A 21,177-nucleotide genomic window follows, 5' to 3' on the forward strand; every position below is an offset into this window, starting at 1 on the left:
AACGGGTGCCACGCCGCTACCATTAAGAAACAGCCGCACAGCCGCACGCGTGCCCGCGGTCGCCCGCGAGTCGCATCGCTGATCGCGAACCTGCTGGAGCGCTAGCGCCTCATTGTGAGGGAACCGCATGCGCGTCCTCCCTCGATGGTGCCGGCGCCGCCGGCGCGGCGTCGCGGTCGGCGATCAGCTGGCCGCCGGCGCCGTAATTCTCCGTCGAGACCTCCTCGATCACGACCTGGACCGCGGCCGGGTTCTTGCCCAGCCGCGTGACCAGCGAGGCCGTCACGTCGGCGACGATCCCCGCTTTCTGGTCGCGGGTCGCGCTGCCCGCCAGTCGGATCGAGACGAACGGCATCAGGCTTCCTCCGCCTCGCTTTTGGTCGTCTCGGTCGCGTCTGCGGCGTCCGCATCGTCATCGGCAGCCTCGGTCGCGGCCGGAGCCTCGTCGTCGGCGAACCAATGCTGGCGCGCGGCCATGATGATCTCGTTGCCCTGTTCGTCGCTCAGGCCATATTCTGCGAGGATGCCGCCCTTCGGCTCGGGGCGCTTGGGGGCGTCCTCGTTGCGGCGGCGCGGCTCGACGCGCTTCTTCTCGACCAATTCGTCGGTGGCGAGATCGGCGAGATCGTCGAGCGTCTTGATCCCCGCCTTGCCGAGCGTGACCAGCATCGCCTCGGTCAGATACGGCATGTCGATCAGCGCGTCCTCGACGCCCAGCGCGATCCGCTCCTCGCGGTTGGCGGCCTCGCGGCGGTCGAGCGCTTCCTGCGCACGGCTCTGCAGCTCCTGGCCGAGGTCCTCATCGAAGCCCTCGATGCCGGCGATCTCGTCGAGCTCGACATAGGCGACCTCTTCCAGCGCGCCGAAGCCCTCGGCGACCAGCAGCTGCGCCAGCGTCTCGTCGACGTCCAGCTCGTTCTGGAACATCTCGGTCCGCTCGGTGAACTCCTTCTGGCGCTTCTCGCTGGCATCCTGCTCGGTGAGGATGTCGATCGCCTTGCCGGTGAGCTGGCTGGCGAGGCGCACGTTCTGGCCGCGGCGGCCGATCGCGAGGGAGAGCTGATCGTCGGGAACGACGACCTCGATCCGCTCCTCTTCCTCGTCGATCACGACGCGGCTCACCGAAGCGGGCTGCAACGCGTTGACGACGAAGGTGGCGATATCGGGCGACCAGGGGATGATGTCGATCTTCTCGCCCTGCATCTCCTGCACGACGGCCTGCACGCGGCTGCCCTTCATGCCGACGCAGGCGCCGACCGGATCGATGCTGCTGTCACGGCTGATGACGCCGATCTTGGCGCGGCTGCCCGGGTCGCGCGCGGCGGCCTGGATGGTGATGATGCCGTCGTAGATCTCGGGCACTTCCTGCGCGAACAGCTTCTTCATGAAGTCGGGGTGCGCGCGGCTGAGGAAGATCTGCGGCCCGCGGTTTTCGCGGCGGACGTTGAGGATCAGCGAGCGGATACGGTCGTTGACGCGCACCACTTCGCGCGGGATCTGCTGGTCGCGGCGGATAACGCCCTCGGCGCGGCCGAGGTCGACGACGACATGGCCGAACTCGACGCGCTTGACGACGCCGGTGATGATCTCGCCCTGGCGGTCCTTGAACTCTTCATACTGGCGCTCGCGCTCGGCGTCGCGGACCTTCTGGAAGATGATCTGCTTCGACGCCTGCGCCTGGATGCGGCCGAATTCGATCGGCGGCAGCGGATCGACGATATAGTCGCCGACGACCGCGCCCTTCTGCAGCTTCTGCGCCTGGGCGACGTCAACCTGCTTGAAATAATCGTCGACTGCCTCGACCACCTCGACGACGCGCCACAGGCGCAGGTCGCCGGTGTTCGGGTCGAGCTTGGCGCGGATGTCGTTCTCGATGCCGTAGCGGGTCTTGGCGGCGCGCTGGATCGCTTCCTCGAGCGCCTCGATGACGATGCTCTTGTCGATCATCTTCTCGGTGGCGACCGAGTTGGCGATTGCGATCAGTTCCGCGCGGTTGGCGGTGGCGACGGTGGCCATCTTACTTCTGTCCTTCGCTAAGGGCATGATTGTCGTTGGAGTCGGTGTCGTCGGACACCTCTTCGAATTCGTCGGCGCCTTCGCTCGACAGCGGCGCGGTGGCCGCGAGCAGGCGGTCGGTGATCGTCAGCTTGGCGTCGTGGATCTGGTCGAGCGCGACCGTCATCGGCTGATAGCCGCGCACGTCGATCGTGACCTTGTCGCCGTCGATGCCGACGAGGTCGCCGGTCAGGATCTTGCGATTGTCGATCTTCTCGACGAGCGTGATCTTCGCCTCGTGACCCGCCCAATTGGTATAATCCTGCGGCCGGGTGAGCGGCCGGTCGATGCCGGGCGACGACACTTCGAGGCGATAGGCGTCTTCGATCGGGTCCTTGCCCTCGGCTTCCAGCGCGTCGAGCACGTCCGAGATGCGGCGCGACAGATCGGCGCAATCGTCGATCGTCAGCTGGCCGGTGTCGGGCCGCTCGGCCATCACCTGCAACGTGGGGTCGGACTTGCCGCCGAACATCTTCACGCGCACGAGGTCGAAACCCAGCGCGCGGGCTTCCGGTTCGATCAGTTGCGTGAGGTGGGCGATGTCCGCCATGCAGGCTCCAGATATGCGTGTCCGCCGCCGCGGAGGGGGTCCCCCGCAGCCTCTTTCACCTGACGATGTAAGAGAAGGCAGTCGTCATATACGCTTGCAGCCGCGTGGAAGCAAGCATCCTCGTCGACCATCGTGCGTATAAGACGGCAACCGGGAGAATATCATGCGTCTTGCTCTGTTTGCCGCCTTGCCGATCACGCTCATTGCCTGCTCGGGGAACGCCCCCGCGACCGAGGGGGACGCGCAGGCGGGCGAGACGCCGCCCTCGGCCAAGCCGTTCCGCGCGACGGTGGTCGCCAATTTCGTCTCGCCCTGGGCGCTCGCCTTCCTTCCCGACGACCGGATCGTGGTGACCGAGAAGGCGGGGCAGATGATCCTGCTGTCGCCCGACGGCAAGCGCCGCCAGACGATCGCGACGCTTCCCGTCGATGCGGCGGGGCAGGGCGGGCTGATGGACGTCGTCCCCGCGCCCGATTTCGCGGCGAGCAAGCGGATCTATTTCAGCTATTCGACCAAGGGCGCGGGCGGCAAGGGCGTCGTGCTGGCACGCGGCCGGCTGCGCGACGACGGCCGGGGCGGCGACCGGCTCGGCGAGATCGAGGCGCTGTTCCAGGCGCGACCGTTCGTCGAGGGCGACGGCCATTACTCGGGCCGTATCGCTTTCGCGCCCGACGGCGAATCGCTGTTCTTCACCAACGGCGAGCGGCAGAAATTCACCCCCGCGCAGGACCCGCAGGCGACGCTCGGCAAGGTGCTGCGGCTGACGCTCGACGGCAAGCCGGCGCCGGGCAACCCGCTCGCCGCCAAGGGTTTCGCGCCCGAGGTGTGGAGCTATGGCCATCGCAACCTGCTCGGCATCGCCTTCGACAGCGAGGGGCGTTTGTGGGAGCAGGAGATGGGGCCGAAGGGTGGCGACGAGGTCAATCTCATCATGCCCGGGCGCAATTACGGCTGGCCCAACGTGTCGAACGGCAGCCATTACGACGGCCGCGACATCCCCGATCATGCGCCGGGTGACGGCTACGAACCGCCCAAGGTGTGGTGGAATCCGGTGATCTCGCCGGGCGGGCTGATGATCTATTCGGGCAAGATGTTCCCGCAATGGCGGGGGGATGCGTTCATCGGGGGATTGTCGTCGCAGTCGCTGGTCCGCGTCGACCTAGACGGGCAGGATGCGAGGAAGGGCGATCAATGGCCGATGGGCGCGCGTATCCGCGACGTCGATCAGGGGCCGGACGGTGCGATCTGGCTGATCGAGGATGGCGGCAAGTCGCAGGGGCGGTTGATCCGGCTGACGGCGAATTAAATCCTCCCCCGCCAGGGGGAGGTGGCACGGCGAAGCCGTGACGGAGGGGGAGGATACGGTAGACATGCCGTATGCGGAAACGCCCCCTCCACCACCCGCTGACGCGGGCGGTTCCAGTGCAGGGTTGGATTGCCCCCGGCAATCCAAGATCATGCCGGGGGCATGATCGACCCTGCACTCCCGCTAAAGCGGGGGAGGAATTGAGAAGGAACGACCATGACCAAACCCCTGATCGGCCGTGACACGCGGCTGTGCATGTCGCTGTCGGCGCGGCCGAGCAATTTCGGGACGCGCTTCCACAACCGGCTCTACGAGCTGCTCGGGCTCGATTATGTCTACAAGGCGTTCACCACCACCGATCTGCCCGCCGCGATCGGCGGCATCCGCGCGCTCGGCATCCGCGGCTGCGCGATCTCGATGCCGTTCAAGGAGGCGGTGATCCCGCTGCTCGACGAACTGGAAGGCTCGGCGGCAGCGATCGACAGCGTCAACACGATCGTCAACGACGACGGCCGGCTGACTGGCCACAATACCGATTATTCGGCGGTGCGCACGCTGGTCGAACAGGCTGGAGTGGCGGCGGGTACGACGGCGATGCTGCGCGGTTCGGGCGGCATGGGCAAGGCGGTGGCGACCGCTTTGCGCGACGCCGGACTGACCCGTGGCACGATCGTCGCGCGCAACGAGGCCGCGGGCCGCGCGCTCGCCGCCTCGGTCGGCTGGGATTGGGCAGCGGAGGTCGACGGGCGCACTGCCGGCCTGATCGCCAACGTCACGCCGCTCGGCATGGAAGGGCCGGACGCGGATGCGCTGGCGTTTGACCGCGACACGATCGCGGCGGCGGAGCTGGTGCTCGACGCAGTGGCGCTGCCGCCCGATACGCCGCTGCTCCGCGCCGCGCGTGACGCCGGCAAGCGGGTGATCACCGGCGCGGCGATCGGCACGCTCCAGGCGCTGGAGCAGTTCGTGCTCTACACCGGCGTCACGCCGACGCCCGAGCAGGTCGCCGACGCGGAGCGGGTGGCGCGGGGGTAAGCGCCGCCCTCGATCCCTGCGTCATCCCAGCGGAAGCCGGGACCCCGACATCGTGTCCATGGGTCCCGGCTTTCGCCGGGGTGACGAAGAAGCGGATCAATCCCGCACGATCAGATAGTTCATCCGCGCGCTTGCGATCGGTTTGGCGCGGTCGTCCTGCCACGCCACCGCCTCGACATTGGCGATGCGCGTGCCGAGCCGGGTCACGATCCCCTCGGCCTGCGTCGGCTTGTCGCGACCGCCGCGCATGAAGTCGACGGTGACGTTGACCGGCTTGATCCGGCCGCCGCCCTCCTCGGCAAGCGCATGTTGCAGCGAGACGATCGCCGCCACCTCGAGCAGGCCCGCGATCGCGCCGCCGTGCAGGAAGCCGGGCCGCCCCAGCACGTCATCCGCGAACGGCAGCGACAGGATCGGCGCCGCGCCGTCGCGCGGGGTCAGCGTGATGCCGAGCAATTTGGCATAAGGCGGCAGGCTGGCCTGTGGCGTCATGCCATCGCATCCATCAGCATGAACGTCCCCGCGACATGCGCGAGCGGATCGTCGGGAGTCTCGTCATAGGCGATGCCGCGCACGAAGGCGATCGAGCGGGTAAGGCGCAGGCACTCGCCGCGGCCAATCACCGTCCGCCCCGGCACCGCCGGGCGCAGATAGTCGACGCGGAGGTCGAGCGTCGCCTGGGGCGCGAACTTGTTGCGCTTGACCCACACTGCGATGCTCGTCGCCATGTCCATCAGCGCGATGATCGGTCCCGAGGCGAGCACGCCGCTCGCCGGATCGCCGACCAGCGCGTCGGTATAGGGCAGGGCCAGCTCGACCCAGCCGTCGCCGCGGCCGTGATAGCCGATGCCCAGCGCCCCGGCATGACCACCGAACCGGTGCGCCATGAAGGCGTCGATGTTGAAGCCGCTCATGCCTTTGTCTCTACACGCCATCGGCGGTAGCGCAACGCGCGGGGTGGCGGTAGCGTGGCGATACGGACGCCCCACCCGTCCCGTTTGCCCTGAGCTTGTCGAAGGGCGTGAGTCCCACGGTGCTTCTACAGGCTCGGCACGAACGGGTTGGAGCGGGCAATGGGAGAGAGCCATGAACGATCGCGTCACCCTCAACGTCACCGACGGGATCGCCGACGTCCGGCTTGCGCGCGCGGACAAGATGAATGCGATCGACCCGGCGATGTTCACCGCGATCGGCGCGACGATCGACGAACTCGCCGGGCGGCGCGACGTGCGCTGCGTCGTGCTGTCGGGCGAGGGCAGGGGGTTTTGCGCCGGCCTCGACATGGCGAGCATGGCGCAGGGCGGATCGGGGATGTCGACCGAGCGCAATGCGCAGGGCGCGATCCCGCCTCAGCACGTTACCTGGGGATGGCGGCAATTGGCGATGCCGGTCATTGCCGCGGTGCACGGCGTCGCCTTCGGCGGCGGCTTTCAGATCATGTCGGGCGCGGATATCCGCATCGCCGCGCCGGACACGCGCTTCGCGATCCGCGAGGCGCATTGGGGGCTGGTACCCGATATGGCGGGCTTTCCGATCTGGCGCGGGCTGGTGCGCGACGACGTGCTGCGCGAACTCGTCTATACCGCGCGCGAATTCGATGCGGCGGAGGCGCTGGCGCATGGTTTCGTGACGCGGCTGGCGGCGGACCCGCTCGCCGAGGCGCTGGCGCTGGCGCGGACGATCGCCGGGCGTAGCCCGCATGCGATCCGCGGCGCGAAGCGGCTGCTCAACATGGCGCACGATGCCGATCCGCGCGATATGCTCAAGGCGGAAACCGAAGAGCAGATGAAGGTGATCGGCAAGCGCAACATGATGGAGGCGGTCGCCGCCAATATGGCCAAGCGCGCGCCGGTGTTCGAGGATTGATCGGCAGCGTTCCGCGCCTACCCTCTGCCTGTCGCCGGCTTCGCCGTCTCTTCCCCCCCCGGCGGGAGAGGGAAAAGGCGCGCAGCGCCGCAGGGTGAGGGCAGGCGGAACGTGCGTCAGGCTCGCTTACAGCACGACGGTTTCGGGCTTCGACTCCTCGATCGCCGCGAGCACCATCCGTTCCCACACCGCCGGATCGCCTGCCGCCGCCATCTTGCGGTCCGGCTCGCGCAGCGTCCGCAGCACTGCGCGCGCGTCCGCCAGATAGTCGCGCCACGCCAGATCGACCTGTTCGCCGGCGCTCTCGGCGTCGCCGCCGGCGTTGGCGCTGATCCGTTGCCCGGCGAGCACGCGGGCGATCCGTTCAGGCAGCGGGGTGGTCGATATGTCCATGGCATCATCTCCTCTGCCGGAACAATGCCTCACATTGCAGCAGGTTGCCATGAATACGGAACGGCCCCGCGGGATCGCTCCCGCGGGGCCGATCGATGTCAGCACTTACTCCACCCGTTCGCCCTGAGCCTGTCGAAGGGCCTGAGACCCAATGCCCTTCGACAGGCTCAGGGCAAACGGTGTGGGTAGAAAGCTGGCTAGCGCTTAACGTGCCGCACCCGAGCCCTGGCCGCGACCACCGCCGCCGCCCGAACGGCCGCCGCGGCCACCGCCGCCGCTGCCACCACCGGCGCCGCCGCGCTGGCCGCCACGGCTGGCGTTGGCATAGTTGCGCGTCGCGGTCGGCGCATGCGTGGCGCGCGGACGCGCCGGCTGACGCTGGCCGCGCGGCAGGTCGGCGCGCGGCGCGGGATCGGCACCGATCGCCTTGACGCGGGTCGCCTTGATCTCGTTCGACAGCGCGGTGAAATTGTCGGGCAGCGGCCGCACCGCGACCTTCTGACGCGTCAGCTTCTCGATGTCCTTGAGGTACGGACGCTCGTCGTCCGCGCAGAAGGCGACGGCGATGCCGCTCGCCCCGGCGCGCGCGGTGCGGCCGATGCGGTGGACATATTGCTCCGCCACGTTCGGCAGTTCGAAGTTGATGACGTGGCTGACGCCCGAGACGTCGATGCCGCGCGCCGCGATATCGGTCGCGACCAGCACCTTGGTCTTGCCGTCCTTGAACTCGCCGAGCGCGCGCTCGCGCTGGCCCTGGCTCTTGTTGCCGTGGATCGCGTTCGCGGCGATGCCGTTGCCGGCGAGCAGCTTCACGACGCGGTCCGCACCATGCTTGGTGCGGGTGAAGACGAGCGCGCGATTGATCGTCGGATCCTGCAGCACGATCGTCAGCAGCGCCTGCTTCTCCGCCTGATTGACGAAGGTGACGTACTGGTCGACGCGCTCGGCGGTGGTCGAGGCGGGGACGACCGACACCGTCTTCGGCTCGTGCAGGAACTGGTTGGCGAGTTCGCGGATCGCCACCGGCATCGTCGCCGAGAAGAAGAGCGTCTGGCGCTTGCGCGGGATCATCCGCACGATCTTCTTGAGCGCGTGGATGAATCCGAGATCCATCATCTGGTCGGCTTCGTCGAGGACGAGGATCTCGATCATCGACAGGTTGCACATGCCCTGTTCGACGAGGTCGATCAGGCGACCCGGCGTGGCGACGAGGATGTCGACGCCGCGGCTGAGGTCCTGGCGGTTCTTGTTGATGCTGGTGCCGCCGAACACGGTCGCGACCGACAGCTTGCTGAACTGGCCATAGCCGCGCGCATTGTCGGCGATCTGGCTGGCGAGCTCACGCGTCGGCGCGAGGACGAGCATGCGGCAATGCGTCGGCAGCACGCGCTTCTGGTTCTCGGTGAGGCGCTGGATCGAGGGCAGCACGAATGCGGCGGTCTTGCCGGTGCCGGTCTGCGCGATGCCGAGCAGGTCGCCGCCTTCGAGCAGGATCGGGATCGACTGCGCCTGGATCGGGGTGGGGGTGGTATAGCCTTTGGCTTCGAGCGCGCGGACGAGCGGCTCGGCGAGGCCGAGAGTGGCGAATGACATGGAAACAACTTTCAAATCGGGCCTTACCCGCGCGCCGGCATCCATTGGGACACGGCTCGCAGGGGGCGGGGAAAACTGACACCCCGCGTGAATAGGGAAGCCCTGAGCGTATCGACCGAGGCGGAGCCGGGGGTGGCAGAGCCAACCCGTTCACGCTGCATGACGCCTCGATGGGCTGCCATGTGCGCTGCAACGCGGCAAAAGTCAAGGCCGGCCGGAATCGGTTGCAAGTGTGTCCTCAAGCCAACCCTTCCGGCATCTTCGCGTTTATAATAGAAGTTTGCCTATCATCTTGCCTTGACTTGCTTCCGCCGCCCCATAGGCTCCCCGTCATTCGAGACCGCGAAGAGTGGCCGAATATCAGGGGATTAAAACATTATGCTGCATTCTGCATTGCGTCGCACGACGCGCCGCGTCCTGCTCGCATCGTCGGCGTTGATCGCGCTGCCGGGGGCCGCCCAGGCCCAGACGGCGATTTCCGATGTGTCGATGAGCCTGAAGGGCATCCTGCCGATTGCCGAGATGCAGGGCGGGGCGGCAACGCAGACGCTGCCGCAGGCCGATCCGAGCGTCGTCATCTCCAATCCCGGCACGCCGGGCACGATCCTCGATCAGGGCGTCAACGGCGTCGGCCAGATGATCATCGATCAGAAGAACGGCTTCGTCGGCCTGTGCACCGGCACGCTGATCAACCCGCGAACCGTGTTGTTCGCGGCGCATTGCGTCAACGAGAGCCCGACCGGCACGGCGATGAACCCGTGGAACTACGGCAAGGGCGCCGGGCAGTTGCCGATGGGCTTCGGTTTCGAGGCGGACACGATCGCCGGACAGCGCGCCTGGTTCCGCAGCAACTACAGCACCAGCACCGCCAACCATTTCTACAACGTCAATCAGGTCGTCTACAATGCGGACTCGCTGAACCTCGGCCTCGCCAACAACTTCCTGCAGGCCGATGTCGCGCTGGCGACCTTCGATACGCCGGCGGCCGACGTGCCGACCTGGACGATGCTGTTCTCGCCGCTGCCCGCGCCCGCGTCGATCGACGACACGACCGGCACCGGCTATCACGTCACCATCACCGGTTACGGCACCAACGGCACCGGCCTGACCGGCGCCAGCGGCGCGATCGATTACCGTCGCCGCGTCGCGGAGAATTACGTCGGGCTGCTCGGGTCGATCGACGATTTCTACTTCGGCCTGTTCGGCGGCAACGCCGGCCTGCCCGCCAATTTGTACCAGACCGACTTCGACGATCCGACCCGCCGCTATCCCGGCGACTATAATCTGTTCAAGGACGAGGCGCTGCCCCGCGAGGGAACGACGGGACCGGGCGATTCGGGCGGCCCGCTGATCCTTGACCGGACGTTCAACAAGGCGACCGTTATCGGCGTGCTGTCGGGCAGCTATACGTTCAGCGGCCAGGTCCGCGGCGGCTATGGCACGACCGCTTTCTATCAGCCGCTCTATCTCTATTGGGACTATATCCTCGCCAACAATCCGTATCGCTACGCCAATACGGTCGCCGGTGACGGCAAGTGGAGCGATGCCAGCCATTGGGTCACGGCGCTCGATCCCGCCTATCAGGTGATTGTCAACGGCCAGCTCGCCAACGGCGTGCCGACTGCGCCCGGCCTCGGCATCGCGCCCGATGCGGAGAACAAGTTCGGCCAGGTCTGCGATCAGGAGCCGGCGTTCAACTACGACCAATGCTATGACGTGAAAACCAAGATCACCTATGTCGACGGCCAGCCGGTCGCGACGGCGCAACCGGGCGTGCAGGGCGGCACCGCGAGCAGCGGCAACGATCAGGCGACCGTGCGCAAGATCGATGTGGACGCCGCTGCTGCCACCGCGGCGGCCGGCGAGGCGGCGGCTGCGGCGCTGCCGGCCGCGACGCTCGCCAACGGCCTGCCGGGCGCGACCAACTTCGTGCCCAACAACATCGATCCCGATGCGGCGACGCGGCGCAGCGCGCGCTATTACGACGTGACGCTGAGCGCGGCGGGCACGACGACGCTCGACACCGCGGTGACCATCGACCGGTTCAGCGTCGCGGGCACCAATGCCAAGCTCGCGATCACCTCGGCGGGATCGCTGACCAGCCTGATGGCGGTCAACCAATATACCGGCGCGGTGCAGGTCGACGGCACGCTGTCGACGCGTGGCGATTATTTCCTGATGAGCGGCCTGCTCACCGGCAGCGGCCGGATCAACACACCGTTCCTCACCAGCGCGACCGGCATCATCGCGCCGGGCACGATGGGGACGATCGGCACGCTGACCGTCGGCGGCAACCTCATCCTCGCCTCGGGCAGCACCTTGCTCGTCGACGTCGGCCCCAACGGCACGTCGGACCGCGTCGCAGTGGTGCGCAACGGCACCACCGACGGCATCGCCAGCATCGGCGGCCGTGTCGGCTTCGCCCCGGTCGCCGGGCATCTGATCCGCTACAACGACGTCTATACGATCGTCACCGCGGCGGGCGGCGTCGCCGGCACCTTCCAGTCGCCCGCGGCGCTGTCGGCGATCCTGACGCCGCAGTTCGTCTATTCGGCCAATGCGGTGCAGGCGCGGATCATCGCCGGCAGCTATGCCAGCGTCGTCGCCGCGACGCCGATCCAGACCGCCTTCGCCGGGCTGCTCGATCGCAACCGCGCGAGCAACTACAACGCTTTGTCCGGCCTGTACGGCGTGCTCGATCTGCAGGATGCGGGGACGATCCGCTCCACGCTGGAAGGGCTCGCACCGCGGACCACGCCGCTGAAATACGGCATGGGCACGGTCGCGACCGAGAATATGTCGCGCTTCTACCGCCAGCATCTCGGTGCGCTCGACGCCAGTGAACCGCTGTCGGGGACGCTGACGATGACCGGCCAGCCGCTGCAATTCGCCGCGCTGATGGCGAGCGACCTGCCGATGACGCAGGCGACGGCGAGCGACACGACCTCGACGACGGTACGCGAGGGCGTGCTGCCCGAAAACGTCAACGTGTTCATCGCCGGCGGCTATGTCGACGGCGACAGCCGCAGCCTGCGTGACGCCAACCCGGCGGGCGGCCGCGACGATTTCGACGGCTTCTACGTCGTCAGCGGCATCGAGGCGAAGGTCAGCGACACCGGCGTGCTCGGCTTCGGCTTCGGCTATAGCAAGCTCGACGGCACCACCGGCGGCGTCGGCCAGTCGGCGCGCGGCGAGCTGTTCCAGGGCACGCTGTTCGGCAAGCTGCAGGGGCCGAGCGGGCAGGTGCTCGACGCGCAGGTCAGCGGCGGCGTGTTCCAGGCGTATACGCGGCGTACCGTGGCGATCGCCACGCTCGCCTCGACGCTGCGCAGCCGCGACAATGCGCTGGCGGTGTCGGCGGAGGTTGGCGTCGCGCAGATGTTCGACCTCGGCGGGGTGCAGGTCGGGCCGCGGATCGCGGCGCGGGTCAACCATATCGGCTTCACGCCGACGGTGGAGACCGGCGGCGACGGCGCGCTGCGCTTCGACCGGTACAATCTGAACAGCGCACAGGGGCGTGCCGGCGTGCAGGTCGCCGGCGGCGACGTGATCAAGCCGTTCGCCTCGGCCTATTACGTCCACGACTTCAAGGACCAGCCGGGCGTGTTCACCGCCAATTTCATCGGCGGCACCGCACCGGCGGGCTTCCGCCTGTCGAGCCAGGATCAGGATTGGGCCGAACTGGCGGCCGGCCTGTCCTATGCCACCGAGCGGGTCGAGCTGTCGGTCAGCGCCGACACGACGGTCGCGCGCAAGGACGTGCGCAACCAGGCCTATCGCGGCGCGATCAAGTTCAAGTTCTGATCTGTCGTTGAAGCAGGGCCGGGGCCGCTCTCCCGCAGGGGAGGGCGGCCCTTGTCGTTTGCCCCATTCGTCATCTCCACAATTCGTCATCCCGGCGAAAGCCGGGACCCATGGTCGCGGTGAACGCGCGTAGCCGCGCATCATCGGCCGCGGCGCATCCATGGGTTCCGACTTTCGCCGGGATGACGATTGGGATGGAGGCGCATGTCGTATCGGGCGATACTTTTCCGTCGCAACCCGGTCCGCCAGCCGATACACCGGCAGGCCAACGACATAGAGGATGCGCCCGGATGAAACTCGCCAGTCTCAAGAAGGGCCGTGACGGCCGGCTCGTCGTCGTCTCGACCGATCTCGCCTGGTGCGCCGATGCGACGCATATCGCGCCGACGCTGCAGGCGGCGCTCGACGACTGGGACCGGTTGCTGCCGGACCTCCGGAATCTTGCCACCGACCTCGACCACGAGGTGATCCCGCGCGCGCGCTTCCACGAACATGACGCCGCCTCGCCGTTGCCGCGGGCGTATCAATGGGCGGACGGCTCGGCCTATGTGAACCATGTCGCACTCGTCCGGCAGGCGCGCGGCGCCGAAATGCCCGAGACCTTCTGGCACGATCCGCTGATGTATCAGGGCGGCTCGGACGGCTTCCTCGGCCCGCGCGACCCGATCCCGCTTGCCGACGAGGCGTGGGGCTGCGACCTCGAGGCGGAGGTGGTCGTCGTCACCGGCGACGTGCCGCTCGGTGCGAGTCGCGAGGAGGCGCTTGCCGGCATCCGGCTGGTCGGGCTGACCAACGACGTCAGCCTGCGCAACCTCATCCCCGGCGAACTCGCCAAGGGCTTCGGCTTCTTCCAGTCCAAGCCGGCGAGCGCCTTCTCGCCGGTGTTCGTCACGCCGGAGGCGCTCGGCGACTGGTGGCGGGACGGCAAGCTGCACCGCAAGCTGCATGTCGATCTCAACGGCCAGCCGTTCGGCCGCGCCGAGGCGGGTGAGGACATGACCTTCGACTTCGGTACGCTGGTCGCGCATGCCGCCAAGACGCGCCGGCTGGGGGCGGGGACGATCGTCGGTTCGGGTACGGTGTCGAACCGCGGCCCCGACGGCGGTCCGGGGCAGACGATCGCGGCGGGCGGCGTCGGCTATTCCTGCCTCGCCGAACTGCGCACGGTCGAGACGATCGCCACCGGCAAGGCGACGACGCCGTTCCTGCACAAGGGCGATACGGTGCGCATCTGGGCCGAGGACGACCGCCACCACCCGATCTTCGGCGTGATCGAACAGACGGTGGAGTGACGGCTGGTTCTCTGCCCGTAAGGGGGAGGGGTGTCGCCTATGGCTGGAGTGAGGAGGTTCGATCGGCGTCCTCTTCGCGTCCGTCACCCCGGACTTGTTCCGGGGTCCACCGGGCCGCGGGGGAACGCTGTGTTCTCAAGCCATTCTCCTCGCCGCGGGGTGGACCCCGGAACAAGTCCGGGGTGACGGGGGAGTTTGGCAAGCGTGGGGGCAAAAAGGATGCTCATGGCCAATCCCTCTGGCGCTGAGGGATCTCACCGCGCTGCTGGCGCAGCATGGCGCTCGTTCGATGCATCCGAATGGCTCGATCCACCGAAAAGCCGCTTGAAATTTAATTACAGGCGCGCAACACGATCCAACAACAGCGCCGGCGACCCTCGTCGGACGTGAAGGAGAGAGATGGTGGCCAGCGAGCATCCTCGCGCCGATGGGCAGCCGCCCCGGAACCTGCCCGGGCTGACGCTGCACGTGCCCGAGCCCAAGTTCCGGCCCGGCGATGCGGTCGACTTCGTCGGCGTCGACGTGCCGCCCGCCGGCGCCGCGCGACGCCCTGACACCGCGGCCTCGGCGCACGACTTCACCGACCTCGCCTATACGATGGTCCGCGTCCTCGATGAGGACGGCCGCGCGGTCGGCCCGTGGGACCCGAAGCTGTCGCCGGACATGCTCCGCCGGATGCTGCGCAACATGGCGCTGCTGCGCGCCTTCGACGAGCGGATGTTCCGCGCGCAGCGGCAGGGCAAGACCAGCTTCTACATGAAGGCGACCGGCGAGGAGGCGGTGGCGATCGCCGCCGCGCAGGCGCTCGACTTCGAGGACATGTGCTTTCCGTCGTATCGCCAGCAGGGGCTGCTCATCGCGCGCGGCTATCCGCTGGTCGAGATGATGAACCAGATCTACTCGAACCGCGGAGACAAGCTCCAGGGCAAGCAGCTGCCGATCATGTATTCGGCGCGCGACCACGGCTTCTTCTCGATCTCGGGCAATCTCACCACGCAATATCCGCAGGCGGTCGGCTGGGCGATGGCCTCGGCCGCCAAGGGCGACACGCGCATCGCCGCCGCCTGGTGCGGCGAGGGATCGACGGCGGAGGGCGACTTCCATTCCGCCTGCACCTTCGCCGCGGTCTATCGTGCGCCGGTGATCTTCAACGTCGTCAACAACCAGTGGGCGATCAGCAGCTTCTCGGGGTTCGCCGGGGCGGAGGCGACGACCTTCGCCGCGCGTGCGATCGGGTACGGCATCGCCGGGCTGCGCGTCGACGGCAATGACGCGCTGGCGGTCTATGCCGCGACGCTCTGGGCGGCGGAGCGCGCGCGCACCAATGCCGGGCCGACGCTGATCGAGCATTTCACCTATCGCGCCGAGGGCCATTCGACCTCCGACGATCCGACGCAATATCGCAGCGCGGGCGAACCCACCGCCTGGCCGCTCGGCGATCCCATCGCGCGACTGAAGCAGCATCTGATCGTGATCGGCGAATGGGACGAGGCGCGCCACGCCGCGCAGGACCGCGAACTCGCCGAATATGTCCGCGCCGAGCAGAAGGAGGCCGAGAAGAACGGTATCCTCGGCCATGGCCTGCACCAGCCGCTCGATACGCTCTTCGACGGCGTGTTCGAGGAAATGCCGTGGCATTTGCGCGAACAGCAGGCGCAGATGATGGCGGAAGAAGAGGCGAGCGGCCGGCCATGGGCGCGCAAGTCGTGAGTCCGCCCCGCCGATCCGTCATCCCCGCGCGGGCGGGCCTCCATGGCCGCGACCTCTGCGGCTCTCACTTCCACCTGCGCGTCTGGATCCCCGCCTCCGCGGGGATGACGGAGGGCTTTGTATGACCGACACCGCGATCCAGGGCGAACCCGTCGCCGACACCGCCGACACCGGCACCGCCCGCATGAACATGATCCAGGCGATCAATTCCGCGCTCGACATCTGCATGGCGCGCGATCCCGACGTGCTGGTGATGGGCGAGGACGTCGGTTATTTCGGCGGCGTCTTCCGCGCCACCGCCGGCCTGCAGGCGAAATACGGCAAGACCCGCGTGTTCGACACGCCGATCACCGAGACCGGCATCATCGGCGTCGCGATCGGCATGGGCGCCTATGGCCTGCGCCCGGTCCCCGAAATCCAGTTTGCCGATTACATCTATCCCGCGCTCGACCAGCTCGTCTCCGAGGCGGCGCGGCTGCGCTATCGCTCGGCGGGTGAGTTCATCAGCCCGATGACCGTGCGCTCGCCGTTCGGCGGCGGCATCTTCGGCGGCCAGACGCATTCGCAGTCGCCCGAGGGCATCTTCACCCACGTGTCCGGCATCAAGACGGTGATCCCGGCAACGCCCTATGACGCCAAGGGCCTGCTGATCTCGGCGATCGAGGACAATGACCCCGTCCTCTTCTTCGAGCCCAAGCGCATCTACAACGGCCCATTCAACGGCTATTGGGACAAGCCGTCGGAAAACTGGTCGAAGCATCCCGCCGGCGAGGTGCCGACCGGCTATTACAAAGTGCCGCTCGGCAAGGCGGCGGTGGTGCGCGAGGGCGAGGCGCTGACCATCCTGTGCTACGGCACGATGGTCCATGTCTGCGCCGCGGTGATCGCGGAGCACGATATCGATGCCGAGATCGTCGATCTGCGCACGCTGGTGCCGCTCGACATCGAGACGATCGAGGAGTCGGTGAAGAAGACCGGCCGCTGCATGATCGTCCATGAGGCGACGCGGACCAGCGGTTTCGGCGCCGAACTGTCGGCGCTGGTGCAGGAGCGCTGCTTCTACCATCTCGAAGCGCCTATCGAGCGCGTCACCGGCTATGACACGCCGTATCCGCACAGCCTCGAATGGGCGTATTTCCCGGGGCCGGTGCGCATCGGCCAGGCCCTCAAGAAGATCATGAAGGACGCATAGGATGGCCCGCTTCACCTTCAAGCTGCCGGACATCGGCGAGGGCATCGCCGAGGCCGAGATCGTCGCCTGGCATGTCGCGGTCGGCGACCGGGTCGAGGAAGACCAGAATATCGCCGACATGATGACCGACAAGGCGACCGTCGAGATGGAATCGCCGGTGTCGGGCGTCGTCGTCGAACTGGCGGGCGAGGTCGGCGATCAGGTCGCGATCGGCGCCGCGCTGGTGGTGATCGAGACCGAGGATGCGGGTGAGGGCGAGGGCGCGGGCGAGGTGATCGCGGCGCCGCCGTCGGCCGAGCAGGCCGAGGTCGCCGAGCAATATGAGGCGGAGAATCCGGGGGTGGAGGACATCGCCACCGCTCCCCTCCCGCTTGCGGGAGGGGCTGGGGGTGGGCCCGAGTCGGAGCCTGCACCCGATCCTGATCGAACCCCCGCTGCGGCTCCGCCGGGCCCACCCCCGGCCCCTCCCGCAAGCGGGAGGGGAGAGCATGTCCTCGCATCGCCCGCGGTGCGTGCGCGTGCGCGCGATCTCGGTATCGACCTCGCGCAGGTGAAGACCGACGCCGATCGCGTCCGGCATGCCGATCTCGACACCTTCCTGCGCTACAACGCCGGCCAGGGCTATCAATCCCCCGGCGCATCGCGCGCCCGTGCCGACGAGCAGGTCCGCGTCATCGGTATGCGCCGCCGCATCGCCGAGAATATGGCGGCGTCGAAGCGCAATATCCCGCACTTCACCTATGTCGACGAGATCGACGTCACCGCGCTGGAGGCGATGCGCGCCGACCTCAACGACCATCGCGGCGCGCGGCCCAAGCTGACGTTGTTGCCGCTGCTGATCGTCGCGATCTGCCGCACGCTGCCGCACTTCCCGATGCTCAACGCGCGCTATGACGACGAGGCGGGCGTGGTGACGCGCTCGGGCCGTGTCCATCTCGGCATGGCGGCGCAGACCGACGCCGGCCTTACCGTGCCGGTGATCCGCGACGCGCAGGACCGCAACGTCTGGCAGCTCGCCACCGAGATCGCCCGCCTCGCCGAGGCGGCGCGCGCCAACAAGCTGAAGCCCGAGGAGCTGGGCAACGGCACGATCACCGTCACCTCGCTGGGGCCGCTCGGCGGCATCGCGACGACGCCGGTGATCAACCGGCCGGAAGTGGCGATCATCGGCCCCAACAAGATCGTCGAACGCCCGGTGTTCACGGGGCGCGGCGACGAGATTCGCCGCGCCAAGCTGATGAACCTGTCGATCAGCTGCGACCATCGCGTCGTCGACGGCTGGGATGCGGCGAGCTACGTCCAGGCGCTCAAGACGCAGCTCGAAACGCCGGTGTTATTGTTCGCCGACTGACCGGCTGGCAAGGCGGGGACCGGCGGCGTGCCGCGTCTCCGCCCGCGCCAGCCGTTCCTCCACCCGGCGCAGCATCGCGCAGAAACTCTCCCGCTCTTCAGGGGTGAGCGCGGCACCGCGCTGGACATAGCGGTCGACGCCGTTCCATACCCGCTCCAGATCCTGGCGCATGAACGCCGCGGGTCCCGGCGCGATCAGGCCGGCACGCTGGCGTTGGTCGAGTCGCTGACTGGCCACGGTCAGCCGCCGGGCGAAATAGGCCTGCTGCTCCAGCGCCCGGGTCGTCACTAGGCGGCGATGCGTTGCATAAGAGGGAATCGACGTCGCCGACGGGATCGGCATGCCGGCCGCCGCAACGGCGCCGGATAGCGCGAGGACGAAGATCTTATGGGGCATGGTCGGTTCATATCGGACAAAGGTAAAGAAGCCGGCAAAGCCGGTGCGGCGGTCGCGCTCTGGCTGGCGGCCGCGGCGATGCTGTCGGGCTGTTCGAAGGACGATCGCGAGGCCCGGCGCGCGGCGGCGGGGCCGTCGCCCGACCGCGCCGCCTTGCTGCGGGTCGCCAGCGTCTCCGCCGGCGAGCGCCAGTTCGCGCGCTGCGCCGCGTGCCACGCGATCCGTCGCGGCGCACCCGATCGCAACGGCCCGACGCTGTTCGGCGTGATGGGGGCGCCGGTGGCGCAGGTCAGCCCGCGCTTCGGCTATACCGCGGCGCTGCAACGCGTCGGCGGCCGCTGGACGCCGGAGCGGATGGACGCCTGGCTCACCAATCCCCAGGCCTTTGCGCCCGGCACGTCGATGGGCTTCGCCGGCCTCGCCGATCCGCTCGACCGTGCGGATGTGATCGCCTACCTCCAGGCGCAGCACTAGGCATTGGCGCTTGTGCGCGCCGGATCGCCTCTACGGATAGCGGGTCGTGCCGATCGTCATACGATCTCGAACAAGCCCGCCGCGCCCATCCCGCCGGCGGTGCACATCGTCACCACGACATACCGCACACCGCGCTTGCGCCCTTCGATCAGTGCATGGCCGATCAGCCGGCTGCCGGTCATCCCGAACGGATGCCCGACCGCGATCGCGCCGCCATTGACGTTGCAGCGGGCCGGATCAATCCCCAGCGTGTCGCGGCAATAGAGGCATTGCGACGCGAAGGCCTCGTTGATCTCCCACAGACCGATATGACCGACCGACAGACCGGCGCGGGCGAGCAGCTTGGGCACCGCGAAGACCGGGCCGATCCCCATCTCGTCCGGCCGGCACCCCACCGCCTGGAAGCCGCGATAGACGCCGAGGATGTCCTTGCCCTCCGCCTGCGCGGTCGCGCGGTCCATCAGCAATTGCGCCGAGGCGCCGTCCGACAATTGGCTCGCGTTGCCGGCGGTGACGTGGCGACCCGGCCCGGTAAAGGCGCCGCCGGCCCACACCGTCCTCAGCCCGGCCAGTACCTCGACGGTGGTGCCGGGGCGGATACCCTCGTCCTGCGTCACGGTGACCGTTTCGCTGCCGGTCCGCGCCCCGGCGGCATCGAACAGCGCCCGCTCGACCGTGATCGGCACGATCTCCTCGGCGAAGGCGCCGCGCGCAAGACCCTCGGCGGCGCGCTGCTGGCTCATCGCGGCATAATCGTCCTGCGCGGCGCGGCTGATGCCATAGCGTTCGGCGACGATCTCGGCAGTCTCGATCATCGGGACATAGGCCGCCGGCTGGCGCGCGACGACGCTTTGATTGACGGAGCGGGGCGCATCCTTGCCGACGGTGTGGCTGATCGACTCCATCCCGCCGGCCAGCGCTACGTCGGCTTCGCCGCAGATGATCGTCCGCGCCGCCAGCGCCACCGCGCTCAGCCCGGACCCGCATTTGCGATCGAGCGTCACCGCCGGCACGCTCTCGGGCAGCCCCGCGGCGAAGACCGCCATGCGGCCGGCATTGCCGCCCGTCGTGCCCCATTGGTTGCCGACGCCCCAGAAGACGTCGTCGATCCGCGCCGGGTCGATGTCGGCGCGCGCCACGGCGGCGTTCATGACGTGTGCGGCAAGCACCGGCGCCTCGGTCGCGTTGAACGCGCCGCGATAGGCCTTGCCGATGCCGGTACGGGCGGTGGAGACGATCGCAGCTTCACGCATCGGGCAGTCCTTTAGAGGATCGGGTATGGCACCTGTCTAGGCTGTTCCCGTCGCCGTTGGAAGGGCTGCCCTGTTGCCGCAGGGGGCTGGCGCAGCGGTCGCGATCTCGGCAAGACGGTGTCATGACCAACCCTCAAGCGCCCGTCACCATCATCCACGATGGCCATGTCGCGATCGTCACCTTCGCGCGGCCGCCGCACAATTTCGCGGACCTTGCGCTGATCGAGGCGATCGGCGCGGCGTTCGCCACCGCCGATGCCGATCCGCACGTGAGGGCGATCGTCCTGCAATCGGACGGCCGCATCTTCTGCGCCGGCGCCGATCTGGCGCGCGACAATCCGGTCGAACGGGAGCAGCCGGAGGGGACGCGGAATCCCTTCTATGTCGCCGCCGCGCGGCTGTTCGCGGTCCGCAAGCCGGTGGTCGCGGCGGTGCAGGGATCGGCGGTCGGCGCGGGGCTCGGGCTGGCGCTCGTCGCCGATTTCCGCGTTGCGGCGCCCGAGGCGCGCTTCGTCGCCAATTTCGTACATCTGGGCTTCCACCCCGGCTTCGGCATCTCGGCGGTGCTCGAGCGCGTCGTCGGCCGCCAGCGCGCGCTGCTGATGAACCTCACCGGCCGCCGCATCAAGGCGGAGCAGGCGGCGGAATGGGGCCTCGTCGACCTGCTCGTTCCCGCCGACCGGCTCCGCGCCGAAGCGCTCGCGCTGGCACAGGAGATCGCCGCCGGGGCGCCGCTCGCGGTGCAATCGACCCGCGCGACGCTCCGCGGCGACCTGTTCGACCTCGTCCAGCGGCAGACGGACCACGAACTTGCCGAACAGGCGTGGCTGCAAAAGACCGCAGACTTCGCCGAGGGCGTGAGAGCCGTCAACGAACGCCGCCCCGGCAACTTCACCGGCCGCTGAGT

General features: G+C 68.3%; 19 protein-coding genes. 10 read left to right on the forward strand and 9 right to left on the reverse strand.

Annotated elements, in window-relative coordinates:
• Nucleotides 1–109 precede the first annotated feature (109 nt).
• From HD841_RS06205 to rimP, 3 genes are read right to left on the reverse strand one after another with little or no spacing between them, the layout of a single operon-like run.
• On the reverse strand, nucleotides 110–355 hold the full coding sequence (locus HD841_RS06205) for a tautomerase family protein (RefSeq protein ID WP_179507934.1): 246 nt from the start codon (nucleotides 353–355) through the stop codon (nucleotides 110–112).
• Nucleotides 355–2,016 (reverse strand): transcription termination factor NusA, encoded by a 1,662-nt coding sequence (nusA, locus tag HD841_RS06210; protein WP_179507935.1) that lies wholly within the window; start codon nucleotides 2,014–2,016, stop codon nucleotides 355–357. Before nusA ends, HD841_RS06205 begins: the two co-directional genes overlap by 1 nt.
• 1 nt (nucleotide 2,017) lies before the next feature.
• Nucleotides 2,018–2,605, reverse strand: coding sequence for a ribosome maturation protein RimP (gene rimP, locus HD841_RS06215; protein ID WP_179507936.1), 588 nt, complete (start codon nucleotides 2,603–2,605; stop codon nucleotides 2,018–2,020).
• Nucleotides 2,606–2,768: 163 nt separating this feature from the next.
• Between rimP and HD841_RS06220 the strand changes: the two genes are divergently transcribed.
• Nucleotides 2,769–3,911, forward strand: a complete 1,143-nt coding sequence (locus HD841_RS06220) for a PQQ-dependent sugar dehydrogenase (RefSeq protein WP_257015262.1) — start codon at nucleotides 2,769–2,771, stop codon at nucleotides 3,909–3,911.
• A gap of 216 nt (nucleotides 3,912–4,127) precedes the next feature.
• A complete protein-coding gene (locus HD841_RS06225; protein WP_179507937.1) occupies nucleotides 4,128–4,946 on the forward strand; it encodes a shikimate 5-dehydrogenase in 819 nt (272 codons plus the stop codon).
• 96 nt (nucleotides 4,947–5,042) lie between these two features.
• Here the strand turns inward: HD841_RS06225 and HD841_RS06230 are convergent, their stop codons facing one another.
• On the reverse strand, nucleotides 5,043–5,438 hold the full coding sequence (locus tag HD841_RS06230; RefSeq protein ID WP_179507938.1) for a PaaI family thioesterase: 396 nt from the start codon (nucleotides 5,436–5,438) through the stop codon (nucleotides 5,043–5,045).
• The gene (locus tag HD841_RS06235; protein ID WP_179507939.1) at nucleotides 5,435–5,860 is read right to left on the reverse strand and encodes a PaaI family thioesterase; all 426 of its coding nucleotides are present in this window, start codon (nucleotides 5,858–5,860) and stop codon (nucleotides 5,435–5,437) included. The genes HD841_RS06230 and HD841_RS06235 overlap by 4 nt, the downstream gene beginning before the upstream one ends.
• A gap of 172 nt (nucleotides 5,861–6,032) precedes the next feature.
• Between HD841_RS06235 and HD841_RS06240 the strand changes: the two genes are divergently transcribed.
• Entirely contained in the window at nucleotides 6,033–6,812 is a 780-nt protein-coding gene (locus HD841_RS06240) for a crotonase/enoyl-CoA hydratase family protein (RefSeq protein WP_179507940.1), read from the forward strand.
• A gap of 126 nt (nucleotides 6,813–6,938) precedes the next feature.
• Here HD841_RS06240 and HD841_RS06245 read toward each other — a convergent pair whose 3' ends face one another.
• Together HD841_RS06245 and HD841_RS06250 are read right to left on the reverse strand one after the other, a co-directional pair.
• The gene (locus HD841_RS06245; protein WP_179507941.1) at nucleotides 6,939–7,205 is read right to left on the reverse strand and encodes a hypothetical protein; all 267 of its coding nucleotides are present in this window, start codon (nucleotides 7,203–7,205) and stop codon (nucleotides 6,939–6,941) included.
• Between the two features lie 204 nt (nucleotides 7,206–7,409).
• Nucleotides 7,410–8,798 carry a DEAD/DEAH box helicase gene (locus tag HD841_RS06250; protein WP_179507942.1) on the reverse strand — a complete coding sequence of 463 codons (1,389 nt, stop codon included), beginning with the start codon at nucleotides 8,796–8,798 and terminating at the stop codon, nucleotides 7,410–7,412.
• 378 nt (nucleotides 8,799–9,176) lie between these two features.
• Between HD841_RS06250 and HD841_RS06255 the strand changes: the two genes are divergently transcribed.
• The 5 genes from HD841_RS06255 (at nucleotide 9,177) to HD841_RS06275 (ending at nucleotide 18,147) form a co-directional block, all read left to right on the forward strand.
• Entirely contained in the window at nucleotides 9,177–12,602 is a 3,426-nt protein-coding gene (locus tag HD841_RS06255; protein ID WP_179507943.1) for an autotransporter domain-containing protein, read from the forward strand.
• A gap of 290 nt (nucleotides 12,603–12,892) precedes the next feature.
• Nucleotides 12,893–13,894, forward strand: a complete 1,002-nt coding sequence (locus HD841_RS06260) for a fumarylacetoacetate hydrolase family protein (protein ID WP_179507944.1) — start codon at nucleotides 12,893–12,895, stop codon at nucleotides 13,892–13,894.
• Nucleotides 13,895–14,296: 402 nt separating this feature from the next.
• Nucleotides 14,297–15,604, forward strand: coding sequence for a thiamine pyrophosphate-dependent enzyme (locus HD841_RS06265; protein ID WP_373562936.1), 1,308 nt, complete (start codon nucleotides 14,297–14,299; stop codon nucleotides 15,602–15,604).
• A gap of 184 nt (nucleotides 15,605–15,788) precedes the next feature.
• On the forward strand, nucleotides 15,789–16,796 hold the full coding sequence (locus HD841_RS06270) for an alpha-ketoacid dehydrogenase subunit beta (protein WP_179508126.1): 1,008 nt from the start codon (nucleotides 15,789–15,791) through the stop codon (nucleotides 16,794–16,796).
• Nucleotide 16,797: 1 nt separating this feature from the next.
• The gene (locus HD841_RS06275) at nucleotides 16,798–18,147 is read left to right on the forward strand and encodes a dihydrolipoamide acetyltransferase family protein (RefSeq protein ID WP_179507946.1); all 1,350 of its coding nucleotides are present in this window, start codon (nucleotides 16,798–16,800) and stop codon (nucleotides 18,145–18,147) included.
• Here HD841_RS06275 and HD841_RS06280 read toward each other — a convergent pair.
• Nucleotides 18,130–18,543 carry a hypothetical protein gene (locus HD841_RS06280; protein ID WP_179507947.1) on the reverse strand — a complete coding sequence of 138 codons (414 nt, stop codon included), beginning with the start codon at nucleotides 18,541–18,543 and terminating at the stop codon, nucleotides 18,130–18,132. The genes HD841_RS06275 and HD841_RS06280 overlap by 18 nt on opposite strands.
• Between HD841_RS06280 and HD841_RS06285 the strand changes: the two genes are divergently transcribed.
• Nucleotides 18,535–19,017: a c-type cytochrome gene (locus HD841_RS06285; RefSeq protein WP_445013691.1), complete on the forward strand. Its 483-nt coding sequence runs from the start codon at nucleotides 18,535–18,537 to the stop codon at nucleotides 19,015–19,017. The two genes, HD841_RS06280 and HD841_RS06285, sit on opposite strands and share 9 nt — an antisense overlap.
• A gap of 56 nt (nucleotides 19,018–19,073) precedes the next feature.
• On the opposite strand, the gene HD841_RS06290 is transcribed toward HD841_RS06285, so the two are convergent.
• The gene (locus HD841_RS06290; protein WP_179507948.1) at nucleotides 19,074–20,270 is read right to left on the reverse strand and encodes an acetyl-CoA C-acyltransferase; all 1,197 of its coding nucleotides are present in this window, start codon (nucleotides 20,268–20,270) and stop codon (nucleotides 19,074–19,076) included.
• Between the two features lie 122 nt (nucleotides 20,271–20,392).
• Here HD841_RS06290 and HD841_RS06295 point away from each other — a divergent pair, with 122 nt between their 5' ends.
• Nucleotides 20,393–21,175, forward strand: a complete 783-nt coding sequence (locus tag HD841_RS06295) for an enoyl-CoA hydratase/isomerase family protein (protein WP_179507949.1) — start codon at nucleotides 20,393–20,395, stop codon at nucleotides 21,173–21,175.
• Nucleotides 21,176–21,177 lie beyond the last annotated feature (2 nt).

Source organism: Sphingomonas melonis (genome assembly GCF_013409985.1).
GTDB classification, from domain to species: domain Bacteria; phylum Pseudomonadota; class Alphaproteobacteria; order Sphingomonadales; family Sphingomonadaceae; genus Sphingomonas; species Sphingomonas melonis_A.